Consider the following 20,428-nt stretch of genomic DNA (forward strand, 5'->3'; position numbering starts at 1 on the left):
ATACAAGGGGATTTTTAGCGTTGTCGTTCCATTTCGACGGTGAAGGTATAGCGGTCTCCTCGGTAAGCGGAGATGACATATTCAAACGGTTGCTCTGTTGTCAGGTACGTCAGTTGCTCGACAGATAAGACAGGCGAAGCGGTCGATAGACCAAGATGGCCCGCCTCTTCCTTCGTTGCAAGACGTGATTCGAACGTTTGACTCGCACGTCCAAGATTTAATCCGCTCGCTTCTGCAAATGCATAGAGCGATGCGGTCGCGACGTCTTGATCGAGTCCAGGTAAGAGCTGTTCCGGGATATAGACGGTCTCAAGGGCAAGCGCTTGCTCATCTGCAATTCGTAAACGTTTCAGTTCATACACCGATGCCCCTTCGCGAATCCGTAGCTTATTGGCAATCGTCATCGAGGCGTCGATGATTTGATAGGAAAGTAGCGCACTCGTCGGTTCTAAACCTAAGTGCTCCATCTCTTCCGAGAAACTCGTCAATCCAGACAGTTGCATGACGATTTTTTTATTCGCGACGAATGTTCCACGTCCTTTTTGACGAATCAAGTAACCGGCGTTGACCAAGTTTGAAATGGCTTGTCGGACCGTCATTCGGCTGATTTGGTGCGCTTCCGCAAATTCGCGCTCGGACGGGATCAAATCGCCAGGTTGAAGAACACCGCTTTCGATTTGTTGTTTTAAGGCAGCTTCGATTTGATAGTAGATGGGGAGTGGTGAATTTTTATTGATATGCTGAATCACGGCATTTCGTCCCTTCGCGATCGGTAGTCTTTCGTCTAGTGTACTAGGAAAAAGGCAAGCCGACAAACGATTCTGGATGAAATATGGCATAATACAGAGTGAAACTGACAGAGAAAGGTGGTCGAGGTATGCGCCCCGAACAAATAGAATCCGATGTCCGAACCTTTCAGACATCCATTCGCACGACAAAACAAGTAGATGGTTATTGGGTTGCTTTAGAGAAAAGTTACTTCTATCCGGAGAGCGGTGGACAGCCGGCGGATCGTGGAACATTGAACGACCAACCGGTCCTTGACGTTCAAATCGAAGACGGTGTCGTCTGGCACCAACTGGCGACGCCGCTCACAGGTGACGTCACCGGTATCGTAGATGACGCAGTCCGAATCGATCATGCGGCGCAGCATACGGCACAACATGTCATCTCTGCAATCCTACAAGATGAATCAAATATCAAGACACTCAGTTTTCGGACGGGAAGTGAGGTCTCGACGCTTGATATCGAGACACCTAAATGGACAACTATGCAACAAGAACAGCTGGATCGACGATTACGACATGTGATTGAACAAGGATTACCGATCACGGCGACAGAGTATGACGAGGCGGAAGCGCTACGCTTACCATTAAGAAAAACACCACAAGTTGAAGGACGAATTCGTGTCGTTCAAATCGGCACACTCGATTATAGTGCATGTGGCGGGACGCATCTTGATTCGACGGCACAGCTCGAGTCGATTCTCTTTACCGGAGTCGAGCGGATTCGTGGAAATATTCGTCTGTCCTATGTCGCGAAGGAACGGGCATACCAACTCGTTCAGGCAGAACGACGAGCCTTACGGGAAGCGGCGCAAGCCTTGTCGGTCAAACCAGTTCAAATGCTAGAAGCCGTCCAAGCGTTACAAGAAGAGCAGAAACGCTTAACGAAACAGATCGAACACGCCCAGGAACAACTCGCAACGTTCACACTCGCTCACGCTTTAGAACAACAAGAAGGCATTCTTGTGTTTGAACATCTGGATGAAGAAATCAAAATATCCGAGCAACTTGCTAAAGCGATTCAAGAAGCGGGACGCGTCGGCGTCGTCTGGAATGCGACGACGAACAAGCTACTGATGAGTAGTCCAGGTGAACCCCATCTCGGGAAGTTCGCTAAAGCACATGTTCAAGCATTCAATGGGCGAGGCGGAGGAAGTGCGGTTCAGGCACAGGCACAATTTACGAATCGGGATGATGCGATGGCATATGTCGATCGATTACGGGAGGAATATCAGTCATGACAGTCATTCAAGTACGTACAGCAGAACAACATCAAGCCGTCCGGATGATCCGGGAGCGTGTCTTCGTCGAGGAGCAAGGCGTACCACGCCATCTTGAATACGATACACATGATGAAACAGCGATTCATCTGCTTGTCCTCGATGAGCAGAGTCGACCGGTCGCAACGGGGCGTACCCGTCCATATGACGATCAACGGATGAAGGTAGAGCGTGTCGCGACGCTAGCGACAGCGCGAGGAAAAGGATACGGTGGCGAGTTGATGCAGGCGATGGAACGAGTCGCACGTCGCGAAGGGAAGCAATTGCTAACACTCGGCGCGCAAGTTCAAGCGATCCCGTTTTATCAAGGACTCGGGTATACGATCGTCTCCGATGAATTCGATGATGCGGGCATCCCGCACCGAACGATGGAGAAAAAATGTAAGTCATTTTGAAAGAAATCCTGCAAAAAGGGTTTCTTTTTTTTGTTTTCTATGTATATATATAATTCATAATGAATTTTTATACATACAGATGAATTTAAAACCAGGAGGGAATTATACATGTCGAAACAAAAATTGATCTTAGCGTACTCTGGGGGACTTGATACATCGGTAGCCATCAAATGGTTGAGCAAGGACTATGACGTCATTGCCTTATGCATGGATGTCGGAGAAGGAAAAGATTTATCCGTCATTAAAGAAAAAGCACTCCTCGTCGGTGCGATCGAATCGATCGTCCTCGATGTTAAAGAAGAATTCGCACAAGACTTCGTCTTGCCAGCACTTCAATATGGCGCTCATTACGAAAATGCCTATCCGTTGATTTCAGCGCTTTCGCGTCCGTTGATCGCAGAAAAGCTTGTCGAAGTCGCGCATCAACATGGTGCAACGGCGGTCGCTCACGGATGTACCGGAAAAGGGAACGACCAAGTCCGGTTCGAAGTTTCGGTCGCAGCACTTGATCCATCACTCGAAGTCATCGCACCGGTTCGGGAATGGAAATGGTCACGGGAAGAAGAGATCGCCTATGCGAAAGAAAACAACGTGCCGATCCCGATCAACCTCGACAGCCCATACTCAATCGACATGAACCTCTGGGGACGGAGTAACGAGTGTGGCGTCCTAGAAAACCCTTGGACAGAGCCACCGCAAGACGCTTACGCGTTAACAGTAGCGCCAGAAGACGCTCCGGATCAGGCAGAAGAAGTCATCATTGGCTTTGAAGCAGGTGTTCCGGTCTCGATCAACGGAACGACGTATCCACTGGCGAAACTGATCACGGAACTGAACATCATCGCTGGTGCACATGGGGTCGGACGGATCGACCACGTCGAGAACCGTCTCGTCGGTATCAAATCGCGGGAAGTCTATGAGTGCCCAGGAGCAACGGTTTTACTCAAAGCTCACGCTGCACTCGAGACGATTACATTGACGAAGGACGTCGCGCATTTCAAACCACTACTCAGCAAACAATATGCAGAAACGATCTATAACGGTCTCTTCCATGCACCATTGACAAAAGGCTTGAAAGCATTCCTGACGGCGACACAACAGGACGTCACAGGAGAAGTTCGCGTTAAACTGTTCAAAGGAAACGCAACCGTGACAGGTCGTCAGTCCGCTGTCTCACTCTACGATGAGAAACTTGCGACGTATACGAAAGAAGACGCGTTCGATCATGAAGCAGCAAAAGGCTTCATCAAATTACACGGACTTGCCGTTTCGACGCATGCGAGCGTACATCGTCAGGCGGGTGTCACGAAATGACCAAACTCTGGGGTGGACGTTTTACGGAAAGTGCTTCCGCTCAAGCGGAAGCCTTCGGAGCATCGATCACGTTCGATCAAAAATTAGCGAGCGTCGATTTAAAAGGCAGTCTCGCACACGCGCAGATGCTATTTGAACAAGGGATCCTCGCTCAAGACGAGTGGACACAAATCGAGCAAGGACTGAAGCAACTGGAAACGACGTTAGCGGATCATGTGTATACGCTAGCAGATGAAGACATTCACATGAATCTCGAGCGTCTATTGACGGAACAGATTGGTCCGGTTGCAGGAAAACTGCATACGGCACGGAGCCGAAACGATCAAGTCGCAACGGATTTACATCTATGGATGGAACAACATGTTGAAGCGTTGACGACGGCATTACGCGAGCTCCAATCGGTCATCACGGAACAAGCGGAGCAACATATCGAGACGGTCATGCCAGGTTATACGCATTTGCAACGGGCACAACCAATCTCGCTTGCCCATCACTTGCTCGCTTATTTCTGGATGTTCGAACGTGATGTCGAACGGTTGACGGATAATCAAAAGCGGATCCGGAAATCACCGCTCGGGGCAGGCGCGCTCGCGGGGACGACATTCCCAATCGATCGTTTCCGTTCTGCCGAGTTGCTCGGTTTTGAGTCAATCTATCCGAACAGTCTCGACGCTGTCTCCGACCGCGATTTCGTCATCGAATACCTCGGGATCGCCTCTACCGTCATGATGCATCTCTCGCGTTTTTGTGAAGAAATCATCATCTGGGCATCGCAAGAATTTGGCTTCATCGAGTTGTCTGATGCTTTCTCGACAGGGTCGAGCATGATGCCACAGAAGAAAAATCCTGATTTCGCTGAATTGATTCGTGGGAAAACGGGGCGCGTCTACGGCAATCTGATGGGCTTCTTGACGACGATGAAGGCATTACCACTCGCTTACAACAAAGACATGCAAGAGGATAAGGAAGGGGTCTTCGATACAGCAGATACCGTTCTCCAATCCGTTCAAATCTTCACCGGAATGATTGAATCTGCGACGTTTAAGACCGAAGCGCTCAAGAAGGCGACAATGCAAGACTTCTCGAATGCAACGGAACTCGCCGACTACCTTGTAACGAAAGGCATACCGTTCCGGGAAGCGCATGAAATCGTCGGCAAAGCCGTCCTTTACTGTGTGCAGAACGGTTGTTTCCTGAAGGATTTGAACCTCGAGACGTATCAAACGTTCCATCCTGATATCACGGAAGACGTCTATCCGCTCCTCGATCCGGTTCAAGCAGTAGCACGCCGGACTAGCTACGGCGGGACAGGGTTTGCTGCCGTGTCGGAGCAACTCGAACTCGCGAAACAGCATCTTGCGAATTGACGAATTTTGAAAAAAAACAGTCAAATGACTGGATTTAACAAAAGATGTCTGCTATAACTGTAACTAACAACCGACAGATAGAGGCGCGGATGACATGAGTAGCATCATTCTTGAAGGCAAGCATGCCGAATGATGTGAAAGGGGAAGTCCGCCGAAGTGAACGAGAAGATGCTTCTTCTTGTTTGCTGGTACAACGGTTAAGATCCGTTGTACTGCCGAAACCGATGTTTCGGAGCGCTATCTTACGTAAAAGAACGAATGACTTTGTCTTCGTTTGTCCGATCGTGATAACGACGGGCCGTAGGAACGCTCCTACCGGCCCGTCGTTTTTTTCTGTATCGGGACAAAGGAGATAGGATTGTGACAACTGTACTTAAATTTGGTGGAAGCTCGGTTGCGACTGTCGAACAGATTCAGTCTATTGCGAATTATTTGAAGAGTCGCGCAGCCGAAGGTGAAAAACTCGTCGTCGTCGTTTCGGCGATGGGCAAGATGACAGATTCTTTGATCGCTCAGGCGCAAGCCATCACGGATCGCCCCGAGCGAAGAGAACTCGATCGACTGCTTGCCATCGGAGAAGAACAGACGATTTCATTACTCAGCATCGCCCTCAACTCACTCGGCGTCAAAGCGTTATCGCAAACAGGCGCTCAAGCGGGAATCAGTACGATGGGATTGCATACGAAAAGTAAGATCAAACAAATTGATGGAAATCTATTACGACAAAAACTCGAAACATATGATGTCGTCATCGTCGCTGGATTCCAAGGTGTCAACGAACTCGGTGATGTCACGACGCTCGGACGTGGTGGATCGGATACAACGGCTGTTGCCCTTGCGGCAGTCCTTGATAAACGGTGTGAAATCTACACGGATGTCGACGGTGTCTATACAGCTGATCCGCGAATCCATGCCGCCGCTCAACCGATTCCACATATCTCGTATGATGAGATGATGGAAATGAGCGCCCTCGGGTCGAAGGTCATGGAAATGCGAAGTGTCGAACTAGGAAAAAAATATGGCGTACACATCTTCGTCGGGAAAACACTTGAATCGAAAAGGGGAACATGGATCATGGAAGCGACGGAAACAATGGAACAAAAAGCGGTGACGAGTGTCAGTGTGACGAAGAACGTCTTGACGGTATCAATCAAACACGTACCGCAAACGAATGCAGCAGTAGCCGATATCTTCGAACTTTTATCCAATCGCCACGTCAACATCGACATGATCAGTCAAACGACGTTCGACAGTGACATTTTCTTATCGTTCTCATGTCCACTCGATGAGGAAGAGTTCCTCGATGAAGCATTGAAAGACATCATGGATCGCTTCACGACAGTCAAGGTCGATCGCCATAATCAACACGCGAAATTATCTGTCGTCGGAATCGGGATGCGGGATGCAACAGGTGTCGCTTCGAAATTGTTCGCAATCTTCCGAGCAGAGAACATTCCGTTCTATCAAGTTACGACTTCAGAAATCAGCATCTCATACACGATTGCACAAGCAGATATTGAACGGACGGTTGCAGCGATTGCAAACGCGTTCGAGTTATAAGGAGGAAAACAGAATGTATCATGTAGCCGTCATCGGAGCAACCGGCGCCGTCGGTCAAAAAATGTTACAAGTACTAGCCGAACTGGACTTCCCGGTCAGCCGCCTGTCCGCTTACGCTTCTGCTCGTTCAGCAGGGAACACGGTACAGTTCAAGGGAGAAGATATTACGATCCAAGCGCTGACGCCAAACATCACGGAAGACGGGATCGATGTCGCGTTGTTCGCAGCGGGCGGAACGATCAGTGAGCAATATGCCCCGTTACTAGCTGAAAACGGAACACTCGTCGTTGATAATTCAAGTGCCTTCCGGATGCAGGAGACGATTCCACTCGTCGTGCCAGAAGTCAATCCGCAAGCGATTCAAGCAACGGACCGCTTGATCGCAAATCCGAACTGTTCGACGATTCAATCCGTCGTCGCCTTAGCACCGCTCCAGTCACTGGGATTCGAGCGTGTCAACTATACGACGTATCAGGCCGTATCCGGTTCTGGTCAAAAAGGAATCGAGGATCTGGCACGTGGAGCACGCGGAGAAGAGCCCGTCAATTATCCGCATCCGATTCACGATAACATCTTGCCACATATCGATGTGTTCCTTGAGAACGGCTATACGAAAGAAGAGCAGAAGATGATTGACGAAACACGGAAAATCTTCAATCTTCCAGCACTACCAGTCAGCGCGACATGTGTGCGTGTTCCAGTCACGAATTCTCACTCGGTTGCGATCAACGTCACGTTTACGCAGCCGACGACGGTTGCAGCGATCCGTGAAGCACTTGAAGGCGCACCGGGCGTCGTCCTCATCGATGATGTCGCGAATACGCGTTATCCGATGCCACTCGATGCAAGTGGTACGGACGACGTCTACGTCGGTCGGATTCGACAAGATGATAGTCTCGCGAACACGTTCCATCTCTGGTGTGTAGCCGACAACATTCGAAAAGGTGCCGCCTCGAATGCCGTACAAGTCGCACGCCAAGCAATCGAACAGTCGATTCATTCATAAAAAAGGAGGAGTTCTTCATGTTCAAAGGAGCAGGTACAGCGCTCGTCACACCATTTAATGAAGCAGGCGAGTTGGATTTACACGTATTTGAACGCTTAATCGAGCAACAACTCGCAGCAGGAATTCAGGCACTTGTCGTTGGAGGGACGACAGGAGAAGGATCGACACTGACGAACACGGAATTCGAACAACTCCTGACGACTGCCGTTCAAATCACGGCAGGACGAGTACCCGTCATTGCCGGAACGGGTTCGAACAACACGGCAGCAACAATCGAGAAGACGTTACTCGCAGAGCGCCTCGGTGCGGATGCAGCGATGCTCGTCACACCGTACTACAATAAAACATCGCAAGCGGGTCTCGTCGCACACTTCACGGCGGTCGCTGATGCAACCGAATTACCGATCATGCTGTACAACGTTCCGTCGCGGACAGGCGTTGCGATCGCAGTCGAAACAGCAGTGACGTTAGCACGTCATCCACGAATCCAAGCCTTTAAGGAAGCGAGTGGAGATGTCAGCTTCATGGGTGAACTGATGGCGGCGATTCCGGAAGACTTCGCGGTCTTCTGTGGAAATGATGATCAAATCCTGCCGTACATGGCATGGGGCGCACAGGGTGTTATCTCAGTTCTCTCTAACCCGTACCCAGCAGAGACACAAGCACTTGCTGAGGCGTTACTCGCACAAGATCTTGTCACGGCTCGCCGGATTCAGGCAGACTTGTTACCGGTCATCGGTGCCTTGTTCAGTGACGTTAATCCGATTCCAGTCAAAGCATCGCTTGAAGAACTCGGCTTTGCTGTCGGTGCGCCACGCTTGCCGCTCGTCCGTCAATCGGAAGCAGGACACGCCCACTTACTCGAAACGATGCGGGCTTACAAAGGAGTGGTTCGATGAAACTCGCGTTACACGGTTATGGGGCGACAGGACAATACGTCGTCGAACTCGCACCACAAAGTGTCGTGGCGATCGTTGACCGGACGAAGTCATCCGATACGATCGCTTCATATGCCGAGCTAACGGAGATGTCAGAGACGGTCGATGCGATCATCGACTTCTCGCATCCGAGTTTGCTACCGGATCTGCTCGCATACGGGCTGGCGACAAAAACACCACTCGTCATCGCGACGACTGGTTTTTCTGAAGCGGAACTGGCATCGATCAAGGACGCTGCAAAAGAAATTCCGATCTTCCAGTCGTACAATATGTCGTACGGCATCGCGTTGGTGCAGCAACTGCTGAAGACACTCATACCACTAGCAGGAGCGTATGACATCGAATTGCTCGAGAAACATCACAACCAAAAAGTCGATGCGCCAAGCGGAACGGCTGAGTTGTTATTGCAAACGATTCAGACGGCACGTGACGTCACACCGGTATATGATCGGTCACAGACACGGCAAAAGCGCGAGACGAACGAGATCGGGATGCACGCGATGCGCGGTGGAACGATCTTCGGAGAACACGAAGTCTTATTCGCAGGTGTCGACGAATTGATTGAAATCAAACATACGGCGTTATCGAAAAAAGTATTTGCTTCTGGTGCGATCAAAGCAGCTGAGGCACTCATTCAAAAAACAGCGGGACTCTATACATTAGAGACGCTCTACACACAGGAGGATTCACATGTTACTCACTGATGCTTACGAAATTGCTAAATTCATTAAAGATGCTAAAAAACAAACACCGGTAAAACTGTACGTCAACGGCGATTTGGCGGGCTTGACGATCGAAGGCGCTACTGCATTCGGATCAGATGAATCAAAGATTTTCTTCGCGGATGCAGGACTTGCGGCTACTTTCTTAGAAAAGTATTCAGATCGCATCACGGATGTTCACGTGGAGTATGACCGTCGCAACAGTGCGGTACCAATGCTTGATACACGTCACTTGAATGCGCGCATCGAACCAGGTTCATGGATTCGTGATCATGTCGTCATCGGTGATAACGCGGTCGTCATGATGGGTGCCATCATCAATATCGGTGCATCAATCGGAGATGGTACAATGATTGATATGAACGCTGTCGTCGGTGCACGTGGGACGATCGGGAAAAACGTTCATGTCGGCGCAGGTGCCGTGGTCGCGGGTGTCCTCGAACCACCTTCAAAAACACCTGTCATCATTGAAGACGGTGTCTTGATTGGTGCAAATGCAGTCATTCTTGAAGGCGTCAAAGTCGGCAAAGATGCCGTCGTCGCTGCTGGTAGTGTCGTCACAGAAGACGTACCTGCTGGAAGCGTCGTTGCCGGAACACCTGCACGTGTCATCAAACAGAAAGATGCGAAAACAGAAGAGAAGACGCAATTGGTGGATGATTTACGTTCACTCTGATTGACGTCGAAGAGGAGGAAAACACATGGCAGTGGATACACAGTATGGAGAAGCAATTTGGTTAGATGGAGTCTTTCATGATCCGAAAGATGCGAACACGAGCGTCATGTCACATGCGATTCACTACGGTAGTGGATTCTTTGAAGGAATTCGTGCATACGCGACACCGGACGGACCGGCGATTTTCCAATTGAAGGAACATATCGAGCGTCTCTTCCGCAGTTGTGCGTATTACCACGTCACGATTCCGTATACGGTGGATGAACTCGTTCAGGCGACGATTGATCTAGTTGCGAAAAACGGATTCGAATCTTGTTATATCCGTCCATTCGTGTTCCTCGGTACGCCATGGCAAGCATTGATGGCGAAAGATACGACGGTTCATGTCGGCATCTCTTGCTGGGAGCTTGGGGAATACTTCGATAAAGGCGCTGGCATTCGTGCCAAAGTCGCATCATACCGCCGCGTCTCATCAACGATGATGCCGATGCAAGCGAAAGCGGCTGCGAACTATATGAACTCACAACTCTTAAAAGGTGAAGCGATCCGTGATGGATTTGATGAAGCTATCGCGCTCGACATGAACGGTAACGTCAGTGAAGCGAGTGTTGCGAACCTCTTCCTTCTTAAAAACGGAACGATTCATACACCGTCACTTGATTGTTCAGTACTCGACGGTATCACACGCCAAGTCATCATCCGTTTGGCACAAGATCAAGGCTATCCTGTCGTCGAACGTCACATCGGACGCGATGAGTTATATGTCGCAGATGAGATCTTCTTAACAGGAACAGCTGCTGAAATCACGAGTGTCGGTGAAATCGATCATATCTCGATCAACGGCGGAACACGGAACGTCGCAGATGAGTTGCTCGATCTTTACCGTCAAGCCGTCACAGGTCAATTGCCGCAATATGCGGATTGGTTGACGTATGCGACACCAGCTGTCGCAGAATGACGACGCGTACACTCGTCACGATCGATCGGAAGGCGGTGCGACAGAACGTCGCATCGGTCTTCGCTCGGTCACGTAAAGGTATTTTTGCCGTGGTCAAGAACAATGCGTACAACTTAGGCATGCTCGAGATGGTCGAAACGCTGATGGCATCTGATGTGCATCACTTTGCTGTCGCCGAGTTGTATGAAGCCATTGAAATCAAAACGAATTTTCCAGACAGTTATGTACTGGTGATGAATCCGACGGAGGATTTTGAAACAGCACGACGTTTCGGAATTGCACTCGGTGTCTCATCGCTAGAATGGCTCGCCCTAAACAGTAAACAGCTGCAGGGAATCGAGTTACATTTGAAGATCAACGTCGGGATGAATCGTTTTGGTGTCAGTTCGCTTCAAGAGGCGGAAGCTGTTCTTGCGCTTGCGCAAGCAGATTCGCTCGCTTTAACAGGTTTATATACACACTTTCCGCTTGCCGATGAACCGGATGCGGATCACGATGGACAAGTCGAACGTTTCGTCGCCATTGCCGATGTGTTACGAAAGCGCCATACGTTTACGTATATGCACTCGGAAAACAGTGCGACGATCGTCAAACACGATCCGCGTCTCGCATTTTGTAACTATGTCCGCCCGGGCATCTTCTTATTCGGCTATTCACCGATTGAGAAGATGGACTGGCTCGTTCCTTCGCTACGGATGACGACGGAGGTCGTTGAAATTCGCGAAATCGGACCGGGTGAACACGTTGGGTACGGGACGAACTTTACGAGTACAGAACCGATGCGGATTGCTATTTTACCCGTCGGATATGGAGACGGGGTCGTCCGTGGGCGTGCCGCGTTGCCTGTTCATATTAAAGAAAAACCTTATCCGGTCATCAATAAATTATTCATGAGTCATACGTTCGTCGCTGTCGATGGGACGATTGAGGTCGGAGACGAGGTCGTGCTATATGGGGATGGCGTTGAAATTGACGATATCACCCGGACAGGAGCAGCGAACAATTCAGAGCAGATGTGTGCCCGGTCGTGGCGTTTGACGCATCAGTATCTATAAGGAGGAACTTATTATGTATGGAAGTCAATACCTGACAGAAGAAAACAATACGTTGCACATCGATGGTGTCGCAGCGACCGATCTTGCAGTACAGTACGGAACACCGTTGTACGTGATGGCAGAGCGGGAGCTGACGGATCGATTAGCGACCGTCCGGGAACACTTCCTTGATAAGTATCCGAACACGTATGCTTCCTTTGCTTCTAAAGCTCTGACAGTCAGTGCCGTATATGAACAAGTCGTGCGTCATGGTCTCGGAATTGATGTCGTTACGGGGGGAGAACTCTTCATCGCCCGTCAATCCGGGGTTCCGACAGAACGAATCTATTTCCATGGTTCGAATAAATCGACGGCTGATCTTCAATATGCCGTCGAGCAAGGTGTCGGACGGATCGTCATCGATCACTTTGCCGAAATTGCACAACTCGAAGCCATCGCAGCGCAAGCTGGTCAAACGGTTCATGTCCTGATCCGGATCGTGCCACAAGTCATCGGGGGAGCGCATGCGAAAATCCAGACAGGTGGCGTCGATACGAAATTCGGTTTCTCAACACATGCGTCAGATTACTTGGACGCAATCGAAGCGATTTTAGCATCGGAACATCTGTCGTTACTTGGCATCCATTGTCATGTTGGTTCGCAAATCCAAGATCCGTCACTGTTCGAACAGACGGCTCGGACGATGATGGGCTTCGTCGAAACGATTCGTGCGCACCATGGCTTCACAGTCAGCGAAGTCAATGTTGGCGGTGGCTTCGGTATTGCCTATACACAGGACGATCAGCCGCTTGATTTTGAAGCGACGATCGCACGCGTCATGGACGTGATCGAGACGGAAACGGAGCGACTCGGCATCGAACGTCCACGAATCGGGATCGAGCCAGGGCGCTGGGTCGTTGCGAATGCAGGAACGACACTGTATACGGTCGGGGCCATCAAAGAAATTGAAGGCGTCAGAACATATCTTTCGGTCGATGGCGGAATGACGGATAACATTCGCCCAGCACTTTACGGTGCCGTGTATGAAACCGTCATCGCAAACCGGATGAGTGGTGAAACGACTGAAGTGACGGTCGTCGGAGCAGCTTGTGAATCAGGGGATCTCGTCGCTGAAAAAGCACAGTTGGTCACACCGAACGGTGGCGATACCCTTGCTGTCTTTGGGACAGGAGCATACAACTTCTCGATGGCAAGCAACTATAACCAGTTCTTACGTCCGGCACTTGTCTTCGTCCGGGACGGGGAATCCCGTGAAGTCGTCCGTCGACAAACGTATGCGGATTTAATTCAGTGTGATCTTGGGATCAACGGTGTCCGCTCAGAGTCGTAAGAGGTGCGGGGTCAAACGAGAGGACAAAAAAACCGACGCTATCGCGCCGGTTTCATGCATACGATCTAAAGCGATTCTTCTCTTGAATAGAGAGGGATCGTTTTTTTTGTGTTGCGATCAGCAGATTCAGTTTGGAATTTTTAAGACTTGTCCAACGAACAAGAGGTTCGGATTCGTAATGTTGTTTGCCTGCATCAATGCTGTGACGGTGACACCATATCGTGTCGCAATCGAGTAAAGTGTATCACCGGCTTTAACCGTATAAGTCGTTGTTGGAATTTTCAAGACTTGACCGACTTTCAACAGATTCCAGTTCGTGATGTTATTCGCACTCGCGAGGGCAGAGACCGAGACGTTGTATTTGCGGGCGATGGAATAGAGTGTATCGCCAGCTTTGACGGTATACGTCGTACCGGTTGAAGTCGGTGACCGTAACAGTTCTGAAATCGTGACGAACGAATGGCCTTTTGCTTTTAGTTTTGAAATCATCGTTGGCAAAGCGGTTGGTGTTCCTTTCGCACCAGCTCCAGTGTGCATCAGGATGATTGATCCGGGAACGACTTTTGGTATTACACGATCCAAGATGGCTGTTGAAGAGATGCCTTTCCAATCCGTCGTATCAATATTCCATTGAATCGTTTTCGTATAACCTGCTGCACCAACGGTACTCAACACGTTACTATTACTTGCACCGAACGGCGCCCGGAAAATCGGTTTCGTCGTTTTCCCGGTCAAGGACCGGATAAGAGACTCCGTCCGGGATAACTCACTCGTCATTTGGCTCGCAGTTAAAGTCGTGAAATCCGGATGCGAATACGAATGATTGCCGATTTGGTGTGTAGGAGAGGCGGTTGTGATGTTCTTGATCGATTGAGGATGATTGTTTGCACCACTGCCTGTCAAAAAGAAAGTCGCTTTCACTTGGTTACTTTTCAAGATACTTAAGATTTTTGCAATGTTCGTCCCATCTGAACCGTCATCAAACGTCAATGCGACGACTTTTTGTGTCGTCGTTCCTTTCGTCACAAACGTAGAGCTCGCCGCATTAACCTGTGAAGGAATCGAAAGTGGACTAAGGAGAAGTAATCCGATCATCATGATGGTAGGTTTCTTGATGTTCATCGTCTAGTACCTCCTTCATCAAAAACATGCTTTACAAGTACTCTTTATTAAGGTATTCCCTTTATTTTAAAAAAAGAACTAAGAAATTCCCGTTTTGCAAAGAAATAAAACTAAATTACAGAAAATTTGTTTAAACCGTAATCTTTTTGGGAAACCATAATATATGGAAATAGTAAAAAGGAGTGAGAAGGAATGATCGAATTCAAAAACGTCGGTAAGCAGTTTAAGGACAATGTCGTCTTGAAAGGCTTATCGCTCGAGATTCAAAAGGGTGAACTCGTTGTTTTCATCGGACCAAGTGGCTGTGGGAAAACGACGTCACTTAAGATGATCAATCGACTGATCGAACCTTCTTCAGGCACGATTTTGGTCAACGGGAAGGACATCATGAAGACGGACACGATCGAATTAAGACGTCATATGGGATATGTCATTCAGCAAACCGGCTTGTTCCCTCACATGACGGTCCGGGAAAACATTCAATTGATTGCTGGGCTTGAGGGGAAGAACCACGATGAGATGGATCAACGGACAGAACAACTGTTGACGATGGTCGGGCTTGATCCAAAGCAATTCATCGATCGATATCCGAGCGAACTCAGTGGTGGGCAGCAACAGCGTGTTGGTTTCGCACGAGCTTTAATGAATGATCCTGATGTCATTTTGATGGATGAGCCGTTCAGTGCACTCGATCCCGTTACCCGTAACGATCTACAGGAAGAACTTTTTAACTTGCAGGAAGAAGTGAAAAAGACGATCGTTTTCGTCACCCATGATATGGATGAAGCGATCAAGTTAGCGGATCGGATATGTATCATGCGTGATGGGGAAATCGTCCAGTTCGATACTCCAGAAGAAATCTTGCGTCATCCAAAAGATGAATATGTCGAATCGTTCATCGGAAAAAATAAAATCTGGAGTAGTCCAGAATTCATCAAGGCAGAAGATATCATGATCGAGGACCCAGTTTCAATCAGTGGCAAACGGACGTTGCTGCAGGGAATTGAAATCATGCGTGGACGCAAAGTCGACAGCTTGTTGATTACCGATCGTGACCGCGTCTTACAAGGGCTGATTAAGTTGAAGAACATCCAGACGATTCCGGATAAGAGCCAACGGATCGAAGAAGTGATGGAGGGCGAAATCATCGCCGTTAATGAACATGATTCATTACTCGACGTTCTTGAAGTCATGAATCAGGAAGAGACTGGTTATCTACCAGTAACGGATGCAACAGGAAAACTCAGAGGGTTGATCACGCGTAGTAGCTTACTTTCCGTCTTGAGTGAGCAATTCATTCATGAGGAGGAAGTCCAATGAGCGGATTCTTTGATTATGTAAAAAATAATACCGATCAGATCGGTGATTTATTGCTAGAGCACTTACAGCTGACAGTCTTTGCCGTCGTCATCGCGGTCGTTCTCGGGATTCCGATCGGGATCCTGATTACCCGTTACCAAAAGTTTGCGAAGCCTGTCCTTGCGCTGACGAGCGTCGTGCAGGCCGTTCCGAGTCTTGCTTTACTCGGTTTCTTGATTCCGTTCATTGGTATCGGATCGACACCAGCGATCATCATGGTCGTGCTTTATTCACTCTTGCCAATCGTTAAAAATACGTACACGGGTCTGTCGAGTATTCCAGGGGACACGCTCGAAGCAGCTAAAGGGATCGGTTTAACGGATCGACAAATCCTTAGTAAGGTTCAGATTCCACTTGCCTTGCCGATCATGATGGCAGGGATTCGAATTTCAGCCGTTACAGCTGTTGGTTTGATGACAATCTCAGCATTCATCGGTGCCGGTGGTCTTGGTTATCTCGTCTTCTCGGGTATTCAAACGGTTGATAATAACCAGATTCTTGCCGGAGCAATTCCAGCCGGTATTTTAGCTCTTGTCATCGACTTCGTCGTCAGTCGGATTGAATACTCCGTGGCGCCAAATGGGATTCCACTTGCAGATGGTCGAATCAAGAATAAGGCACGGAAGCGTCGCAAGGCGATGCCAGCTGGACGTAAGATCGCGATCGCAAGTATCGTCTTCTTGTTAATCGGTGGAACGGTCGCGTACTCTTTCCTCAAGGAAGATAAGATTGTCATCGGATCGAAGAACTTTACGGAACAATTGATTCTCGGAAATATGTTAGCGGATTTAATCGAAGATAAAACGGATTTGGAAGTCGAACGTCAATTGAACCTCGGGGGGACGAAAGTCGCTTACGGTGCGCTTGAAAAAGGGGAAATTGACGCGTATGTCGAGTACACAGGTACTTTGTTGATCGACGTGCTCAAGCAAGACGTCGAGACGGATCCGGAAACGGTCTATGCAAAAGTCGGGAAGATGATTCCTGAGAAAAGTCAGGTCGACGTCCTGGACCCAATCGGTTTCAACAATACGTATGCCCTTGCCATGACGAAAGAAGATATCGAAAAAAATGACTTGAAGACGGTGTCAGATATGTCAAAAGTCAGTGATCGTTTGATTCTCGGATCAACAATCGAATTTGCGAACCGGGAAGATGGTTATCTTGGGCTGAAGAAAAAGTACCCGGACATGAAATTCCAAGATGTACAACCCGTCGATGGAGGACTCCGTTATACAGCACTGACGAATGGTCGAACGAACGTCATCGATAGCTTCTCAACAGATGGTTTGTTACAAAAATTCGATTTAACAGTGCTAGAAGACGATAAAAAGTTCTTCCCACCATACTATGCGGTACCGCTTGTTCGTCAAGAAACACTTGAAGAACATCCGGAGCTGAAGAAAGTCCTCAACACGTTAAAAGATAAGATTACGGATGAGAAGATGCAAGAATTGAATTACAAAGCAGATGTCGAGAAACAGCGCCCTGAAAAAGTCGCACGTGATTTCTTGATCGAGGAAGGATTAATTTCAAAATAAACAGGTAGAGCCGAGGCGGGAATCCGCTTCGGCTCTTTTTGTATGCGCGCTGACGCGCTATATCGTTTTGGAAAATACGTAATCAAGTGATTAAATTATTTTTTGATGCGACTAGCGAGCCAAGCGCGAACAGTGCGTTGCTGAATCATACACGTTCTTCCTCTCGGTTTAATGTTCCAAGGCGGTGCTCGGCATCTTTAACGATACGTGCTTGGATCTCGACTGTCAACCAATCCGTTTCCGATTCGGGTAACGTCGGCAAACCGTAACTTGGGTTATTCGTAGATGAAAACAAATCAGACATGATGCGTTCTTCGTATACTGGAATCATATAAAATCCCCTCTCTGTGTCTTGATTCATCTCTTACACCTTTAGTGTACGAAAAAATTGTAAAGACGGAAGAGGGGAGGTGTTAAGAACCCGTGAACTTTGTAAACGTTCTCACAAACTTGTCAAATCCTCTGTAATGGCTTCACAACTGTCAGCATACTGCTGCCCTCGTTTCACGTATTTTCGGACTGTTCGTTCCATGATGAATCGATCATGGTCACTGATATCCCGGACGATTTTTGCAGGAACCCCCATGACCATCGCGCCGGCAGGTACCTTCATTTTTGGCGGCACAAGACTTCCCGCAGCAACGAATGCCCCTTCTCCGATTTCGGCTTCATCGAGGATCGTCGCCGACATTCCGATTAACGCTCCTTTTCGAATGATTCCGCCGTGAATCATCGCCATATGACCAATCGTCACTTCATCTTCAATGATGGTCGGATACCCTTCATACTGATGAATCATTGAACCATCTTGGATGTTGACGCGTTCCCCGATGTGAATCGGACCTTCGTCTCCCCGGATGACCGTATTGAACCAGACAGATGAGTCTTTTCCGATCGTGACCTCTCCGATGACTTTAGATCCGTCCGCTAAATAAACGGATGGATCGATGTTTGGAACAAGTGAACCGACACGATATTTCATGCGTTTTTCCCCCTCAGGCATTAAATCGATACTCTTTCATCTTGACGTTACAAAAAATAAATTGCAACAGCTTCCAAACTAATTGTAAGATGGTAAAAATACGCTTACAACAGGAGGAGACAGGATGGAACAAACAGTGCGTGAACGATTGATCGCGATTGCTGCAAAAAAAGAGAAAGCAGCCGTCGTCTATCAGAATATTTCAGTCATTGATGTCATGACACGTGAGACATATACAGCAGATGTAGCGATTGATTCAGGTTATATTGCTGCTGTCGGAGAGGGGTATGAGGGAATCGAGAATCGTCCGGGAGAAGGACTTTTCATCGCACCAAGTTTCGTTGATGCCCACGTCCATATTGAATCATCGATGGTGCCGCCGAGTGAGTATGAGCAAGCGATTCTACCGTTAGGTGTCACGACGATCATTGCCGATCCGCATGAGATCGCGAATGTCAAAGGAGCAGAAGGTTTATCCTTCATGCTAGACGATGCTGAAGGTCTCGCGCTTGATGTCCGGATGATGTTACCGAGCTGCGTACCGGCGACTTCGTTTGAACACGCGGGAGCATCACTTGATGCGGCGGCACTTGCACCGTTCGTCAATCATCCTGGTGTCCATGGTTTAGGAGAAGTCATGGATTATCCAGCGGTCGAACGAGCCGATCGCGATATGCTCCAAAAAATTAAACAGATCGAAGACGCAGGAAAACTGGTCGATGGTCATGCTGCGGGACTTGGACCACGCGAAATTAACATTTATGGTGTCGCCGGAATTCGAACGGATCATGAATCTGTCAGTAAGGAAGATGCGATCGCCCGAGCGCGTCGTGGTTTGTATGTCGAAGTGCGGGAAGGATCAGCTGCCCGAAACTTGAAGGAAGTACTCGATGCTGTGACAGAGAGCAACGCGAGCCGTTTCCTCTTCTGTACGGACGATAAGCATTTGGATGACACGTTACGAGAGGGAACGATCGACTATAATATCCGCTATGCGATTCGTCATGGAATTAAACGCGAAACAGCGTATGCGATGGCATCGTTGCATGCGACGAACGCGTATCGTTTAGACGATCGGGGAGCCATCGTACCAGGACGCCGGGCGGACTTCGTCTTGTTATCCGATGCCGATAACGTCGTGATTGACGAGGTGTATATTCAAGGTGATTGTGTTGCGCGAGCTGGGAAAACGATTCGACCTATTCGACGTGCTCATGTGCCGGAGTCATTACGTGGAACCTTGAATACAAAACCGATTACACCAGAAGTATTTGCCCTTCCACTTGAATCAGCACGGGCGCATGTCATCGGAGTCATTCCAAAAAGCATCGTCACCGAGCACTTGATTCTCGACGTTCCACTTCAAGACGGGCATTTCGTGCCCGTGCCGGAGCAGGATCTCTTAAAGATCGCTGTCATTGAACGGCATCACGGCACATCCTTCTCGGCAGTCGGGATTGTCAAAGGTTTCAAGATGAAACGCGGAGCGATTGCAGCGACTGTTGCCCATGATTCGCACAACCTCGTCATCGTTGGCGCGTCGGATGAGGAAATGCAACTGGCTGCGGAACGTCTCGTCCAAGCGGGTGGAGGAGTCATTGCTGTCAATGGGCAAGAGGTACTTGCTGAGTTACCGCTTGAAATCGCTGGACTGATGACGAATCGTCCCTTCCAAGAAGTTGGAGATACACTCGAAGCATTGAATGATGCCCTCGATGTGTTAGAGGCGGATCGTTCCTTTAATCCCTATTTGACGATGTCATTCCTTTGCTTACCGGTCATTCCGGAGTTGAAGCTGACCGACAGTGGATTATTCGACGTAAAACACTTTCAGCATATTTCAGTACAAGCAGACTGATGTCCGTCGCGAGTCTGAGTCTCATTCCCGGACTCAGACCGTTTTTCTATCAATCGAGTTACGATAAAATCAAAAAAAGCCACTTTACAAAACGGCTAAAATTCCTTAATGAAACTTAATAGTTTGGATGTTGAATCATTTTGGAAAGCTTGTTATAGTAAGTTCTATATCGTTTGTGAG

The 20,428-nt window shown here is 48.7% G+C and carries 19 protein-coding genes and 1 riboswitch; of the genes, 15 read left to right on the top strand and 4 right to left on the bottom strand.

Annotated features, from left to right (window positions below; translation table 11 throughout):
• Positions 1-14 precede the first annotated feature (14 nt).
• Positions 15-749, bottom strand: coding sequence for a phosphonate metabolism transcriptional regulator PhnF (gene phnF, locus B4C70_RS13380; protein WP_029340766.1), 735 nt, complete (start codon positions 747-749; stop codon positions 15-17).
• Positions 750-877: 128 nt separating this feature from the next.
• On the opposite strand from phnF, the gene B4C70_RS13385 reads away from it, so the two are divergent.
• The 12 genes from B4C70_RS13385 (at position 878) to lysA (ending at position 13,386) form a co-directional block, all read left to right on the top strand.
• On the top strand, positions 878-2,026 hold the full coding sequence (locus B4C70_RS13385; RefSeq protein ID WP_290780241.1) for an alanyl-tRNA editing protein: 1,149 nt from the start codon (positions 878-880) through the stop codon (positions 2,024-2,026).
• Positions 2,023-2,460, top strand: coding sequence for a GNAT family N-acetyltransferase (locus B4C70_RS13390; protein WP_290780244.1), 438 nt, complete (start codon positions 2,023-2,025; stop codon positions 2,458-2,460). Before B4C70_RS13385 ends, B4C70_RS13390 begins: the two co-directional genes overlap by 4 nt.
• Positions 2,461-2,568: 108 nt before the next feature.
• Positions 2,569-3,774 carry an argininosuccinate synthase gene (locus B4C70_RS13395; RefSeq protein WP_050678063.1) on the top strand — a complete coding sequence of 402 codons (1,206 nt, stop codon included), beginning with the start codon at positions 2,569-2,571 and terminating at the stop codon, positions 3,772-3,774.
• Entirely contained in the window at positions 3,771-5,141 is a 1,371-nt protein-coding gene (gene argH, locus B4C70_RS13400; protein ID WP_047395002.1) for an argininosuccinate lyase, read from the top strand. Before B4C70_RS13395 ends, argH begins: the two co-directional genes overlap by 4 nt.
• A 70-nt stretch (positions 5,142-5,211) precedes the next feature.
• Positions 5,212-5,389, top strand: a riboswitch (Lysine riboswitch).
• Between the two features lie 112 nt (positions 5,390-5,501).
• Positions 5,502-6,701: an aspartate kinase gene (locus B4C70_RS13405; protein WP_023467116.1), complete on the top strand. Its 1,200-nt coding sequence runs from the start codon at positions 5,502-5,504 to the stop codon at positions 6,699-6,701.
• A gap of 13 nt (positions 6,702-6,714) precedes the next feature.
• Positions 6,715-7,707, top strand: a complete 993-nt coding sequence (locus tag B4C70_RS13410) for an aspartate-semialdehyde dehydrogenase (RefSeq protein ID WP_087682093.1) — start codon at positions 6,715-6,717, stop codon at positions 7,705-7,707.
• A gap of 17 nt (positions 7,708-7,724) precedes the next feature.
• A complete protein-coding gene (dapA, locus tag B4C70_RS13415; protein WP_023467119.1) occupies positions 7,725-8,606 on the top strand; it encodes a 4-hydroxy-tetrahydrodipicolinate synthase in 882 nt (293 codons plus the stop codon).
• Positions 8,603-9,349, top strand: coding sequence for a 4-hydroxy-tetrahydrodipicolinate reductase (dapB, locus tag B4C70_RS13420; RefSeq protein ID WP_290780254.1), 747 nt, complete (start codon positions 8,603-8,605; stop codon positions 9,347-9,349). The genes dapA and dapB overlap by 4 nt, the downstream gene beginning before the upstream one ends.
• Positions 9,336-10,043, top strand: coding sequence for a 2,3,4,5-tetrahydropyridine-2,6-dicarboxylate N-acetyltransferase (gene dapD, locus B4C70_RS13425; RefSeq protein WP_029340774.1), 708 nt, complete (start codon positions 9,336-9,338; stop codon positions 10,041-10,043). Before dapB ends, dapD begins: the two co-directional genes overlap by 14 nt.
• Before the next feature lie 25 nt (positions 10,044-10,068).
• On the top strand, positions 10,069-11,001 hold the full coding sequence (locus B4C70_RS13430; RefSeq protein WP_290780257.1) for a branched-chain amino acid transaminase: 933 nt from the start codon (positions 10,069-10,071) through the stop codon (positions 10,999-11,001).
• On the top strand, positions 10,998-12,056 hold the full coding sequence (gene alr / locus B4C70_RS13435) for an alanine racemase (RefSeq protein ID WP_290780258.1): 1,059 nt from the start codon (positions 10,998-11,000) through the stop codon (positions 12,054-12,056). The genes B4C70_RS13430 and alr overlap by 4 nt, the downstream gene beginning before the upstream one ends.
• Positions 12,057-12,069: 13 nt before the next feature.
• A complete protein-coding gene (gene lysA, locus B4C70_RS13440) occupies positions 12,070-13,386 on the top strand; it encodes a diaminopimelate decarboxylase (protein ID WP_290780261.1) in 1,317 nt (438 codons plus the stop codon).
• Between the two features lie 126 nt (positions 13,387-13,512).
• Here lysA and B4C70_RS13445 read toward each other — a convergent pair whose 3' ends face one another.
• A complete protein-coding gene (locus B4C70_RS13445) occupies positions 13,513-14,508 on the bottom strand; it encodes a LysM peptidoglycan-binding domain-containing protein (protein ID WP_290780264.1) in 996 nt (331 codons plus the stop codon).
• Positions 14,509-14,700: 192 nt separating this feature from the next.
• Between B4C70_RS13445 and B4C70_RS13450 the strand changes: the two genes are divergently transcribed.
• Together B4C70_RS13450 and B4C70_RS13455 are read left to right on the top strand one after the other, a co-directional pair.
• Positions 14,701-15,828: an ABC transporter ATP-binding protein gene (locus tag B4C70_RS13450; RefSeq protein WP_029340778.1), complete on the top strand. Its 1,128-nt coding sequence runs from the start codon at positions 14,701-14,703 to the stop codon at positions 15,826-15,828.
• Positions 15,825-17,408 (top strand): glycine betaine ABC transporter substrate-binding protein, encoded by a 1,584-nt coding sequence (locus tag B4C70_RS13455; protein ID WP_290780267.1) that lies wholly within the window; start codon positions 15,825-15,827, stop codon positions 17,406-17,408. Before B4C70_RS13450 ends, B4C70_RS13455 begins: the two co-directional genes overlap by 4 nt.
• Before the next feature lie 145 nt (positions 17,409-17,553).
• Here B4C70_RS13455 and B4C70_RS13460 read toward each other — a convergent pair whose 3' ends face one another.
• Together B4C70_RS13460 and B4C70_RS13465 are read right to left on the bottom strand one after the other, a co-directional pair.
• Positions 17,554-17,739, bottom strand: coding sequence for a hypothetical protein (locus tag B4C70_RS13460; protein WP_050678068.1), 186 nt, complete (start codon positions 17,737-17,739; stop codon positions 17,554-17,556).
• Positions 17,740-17,850: 111 nt separating this feature from the next.
• Complete coding sequence (locus B4C70_RS13465) at positions 17,851-18,390, bottom strand: gamma carbonic anhydrase family protein (protein WP_195865863.1); 540 nt, start codon at positions 18,388-18,390, stop codon at positions 17,851-17,853.
• A gap of 124 nt (positions 18,391-18,514) precedes the next feature.
• On the opposite strand from B4C70_RS13465, the gene ade reads away from it, so the two are divergent.
• Positions 18,515-20,248: an adenine deaminase gene (gene ade, locus B4C70_RS13470; protein ID WP_290780272.1), complete on the top strand. Its 1,734-nt coding sequence runs from the start codon at positions 18,515-18,517 to the stop codon at positions 20,246-20,248.
• Positions 20,249-20,428: the final 180 nt, after the last annotated feature.

This window comes from Exiguobacterium sp. UBA5002 (genome assembly GCF_002396765.1).
GTDB lineage: Bacteria > Bacillota > Bacilli > Exiguobacteriales > Exiguobacteriaceae > Exiguobacterium_A.

Bases quoted from the DNA above. Each gene is read 5' to 3' on its own strand.
- B4C70_RS13385 (WP_290780241.1), top strand. From the start codon at position 878: ATGCGCCCCGAACAAATAGAATCCGATGTCCGAACCTTTCAGACATCC.
- B4C70_RS13390 (WP_290780244.1), top strand. From the start codon at position 2,023: ATGACAGTCATTCAAGTACGTACAGCAGAACAACATCAAGCCGTCCGG.
- B4C70_RS13395 (WP_050678063.1), top strand. From the start codon at position 2,569: ATGTCGAAACAAAAATTGATCTTAGCGTACTCTGGGGGACTTGATACA.
- argH (WP_047395002.1), top strand. From the start codon at position 3,771: ATGACCAAACTCTGGGGTGGACGTTTTACGGAAAGTGCTTCCGCTCAA.
- B4C70_RS13410 (WP_087682093.1), top strand. From the start codon at position 6,715: ATGTATCATGTAGCCGTCATCGGAGCAACCGGCGCCGTCGGTCAAAAA.
- dapA (WP_023467119.1), top strand. From the start codon at position 7,725: ATGTTCAAAGGAGCAGGTACAGCGCTCGTCACACCATTTAATGAAGCA.
- dapB (WP_290780254.1), top strand. From the start codon at position 8,603: ATGAAACTCGCGTTACACGGTTATGGGGCGACAGGACAATACGTCGTC.
- dapD (WP_029340774.1), top strand. From the start codon at position 9,336: ATGTTACTCACTGATGCTTACGAAATTGCTAAATTCATTAAAGATGCT.
- B4C70_RS13430 (WP_290780257.1), top strand. From the start codon at position 10,069: ATGGCAGTGGATACACAGTATGGAGAAGCAATTTGGTTAGATGGAGTC.
- alr (WP_290780258.1), top strand. From the start codon at position 10,998: ATGACGACGCGTACACTCGTCACGATCGATCGGAAGGCGGTGCGACAG.
- lysA (WP_290780261.1), top strand. From the start codon at position 12,070: ATGTATGGAAGTCAATACCTGACAGAAGAAAACAATACGTTGCACATC.
- B4C70_RS13445 (WP_290780264.1), bottom strand. From the start codon at position 14,508: ATGAACATCAAGAAACCTACCATCATGATGATCGGATTACTTCTCCTT.
- B4C70_RS13450 (WP_029340778.1), top strand. From the start codon at position 14,701: ATGATCGAATTCAAAAACGTCGGTAAGCAGTTTAAGGACAATGTCGTC.
- B4C70_RS13455 (WP_290780267.1), top strand. From the start codon at position 15,825: ATGAGCGGATTCTTTGATTATGTAAAAAATAATACCGATCAGATCGGT.
- B4C70_RS13460 (WP_050678068.1), bottom strand. From the start codon at position 17,739: ATGATTCCAGTATACGAAGAACGCATCATGTCTGATTTGTTTTCATCT.
- B4C70_RS13465 (WP_195865863.1), bottom strand. From the start codon at position 18,390: ATGAAATATCGTGTCGGTTCACTTGTTCCAAACATCGATCCATCCGTT.
- ade (WP_290780272.1), top strand. From the start codon at position 18,515: ATGGAACAAACAGTGCGTGAACGATTGATCGCGATTGCTGCAAAAAAA.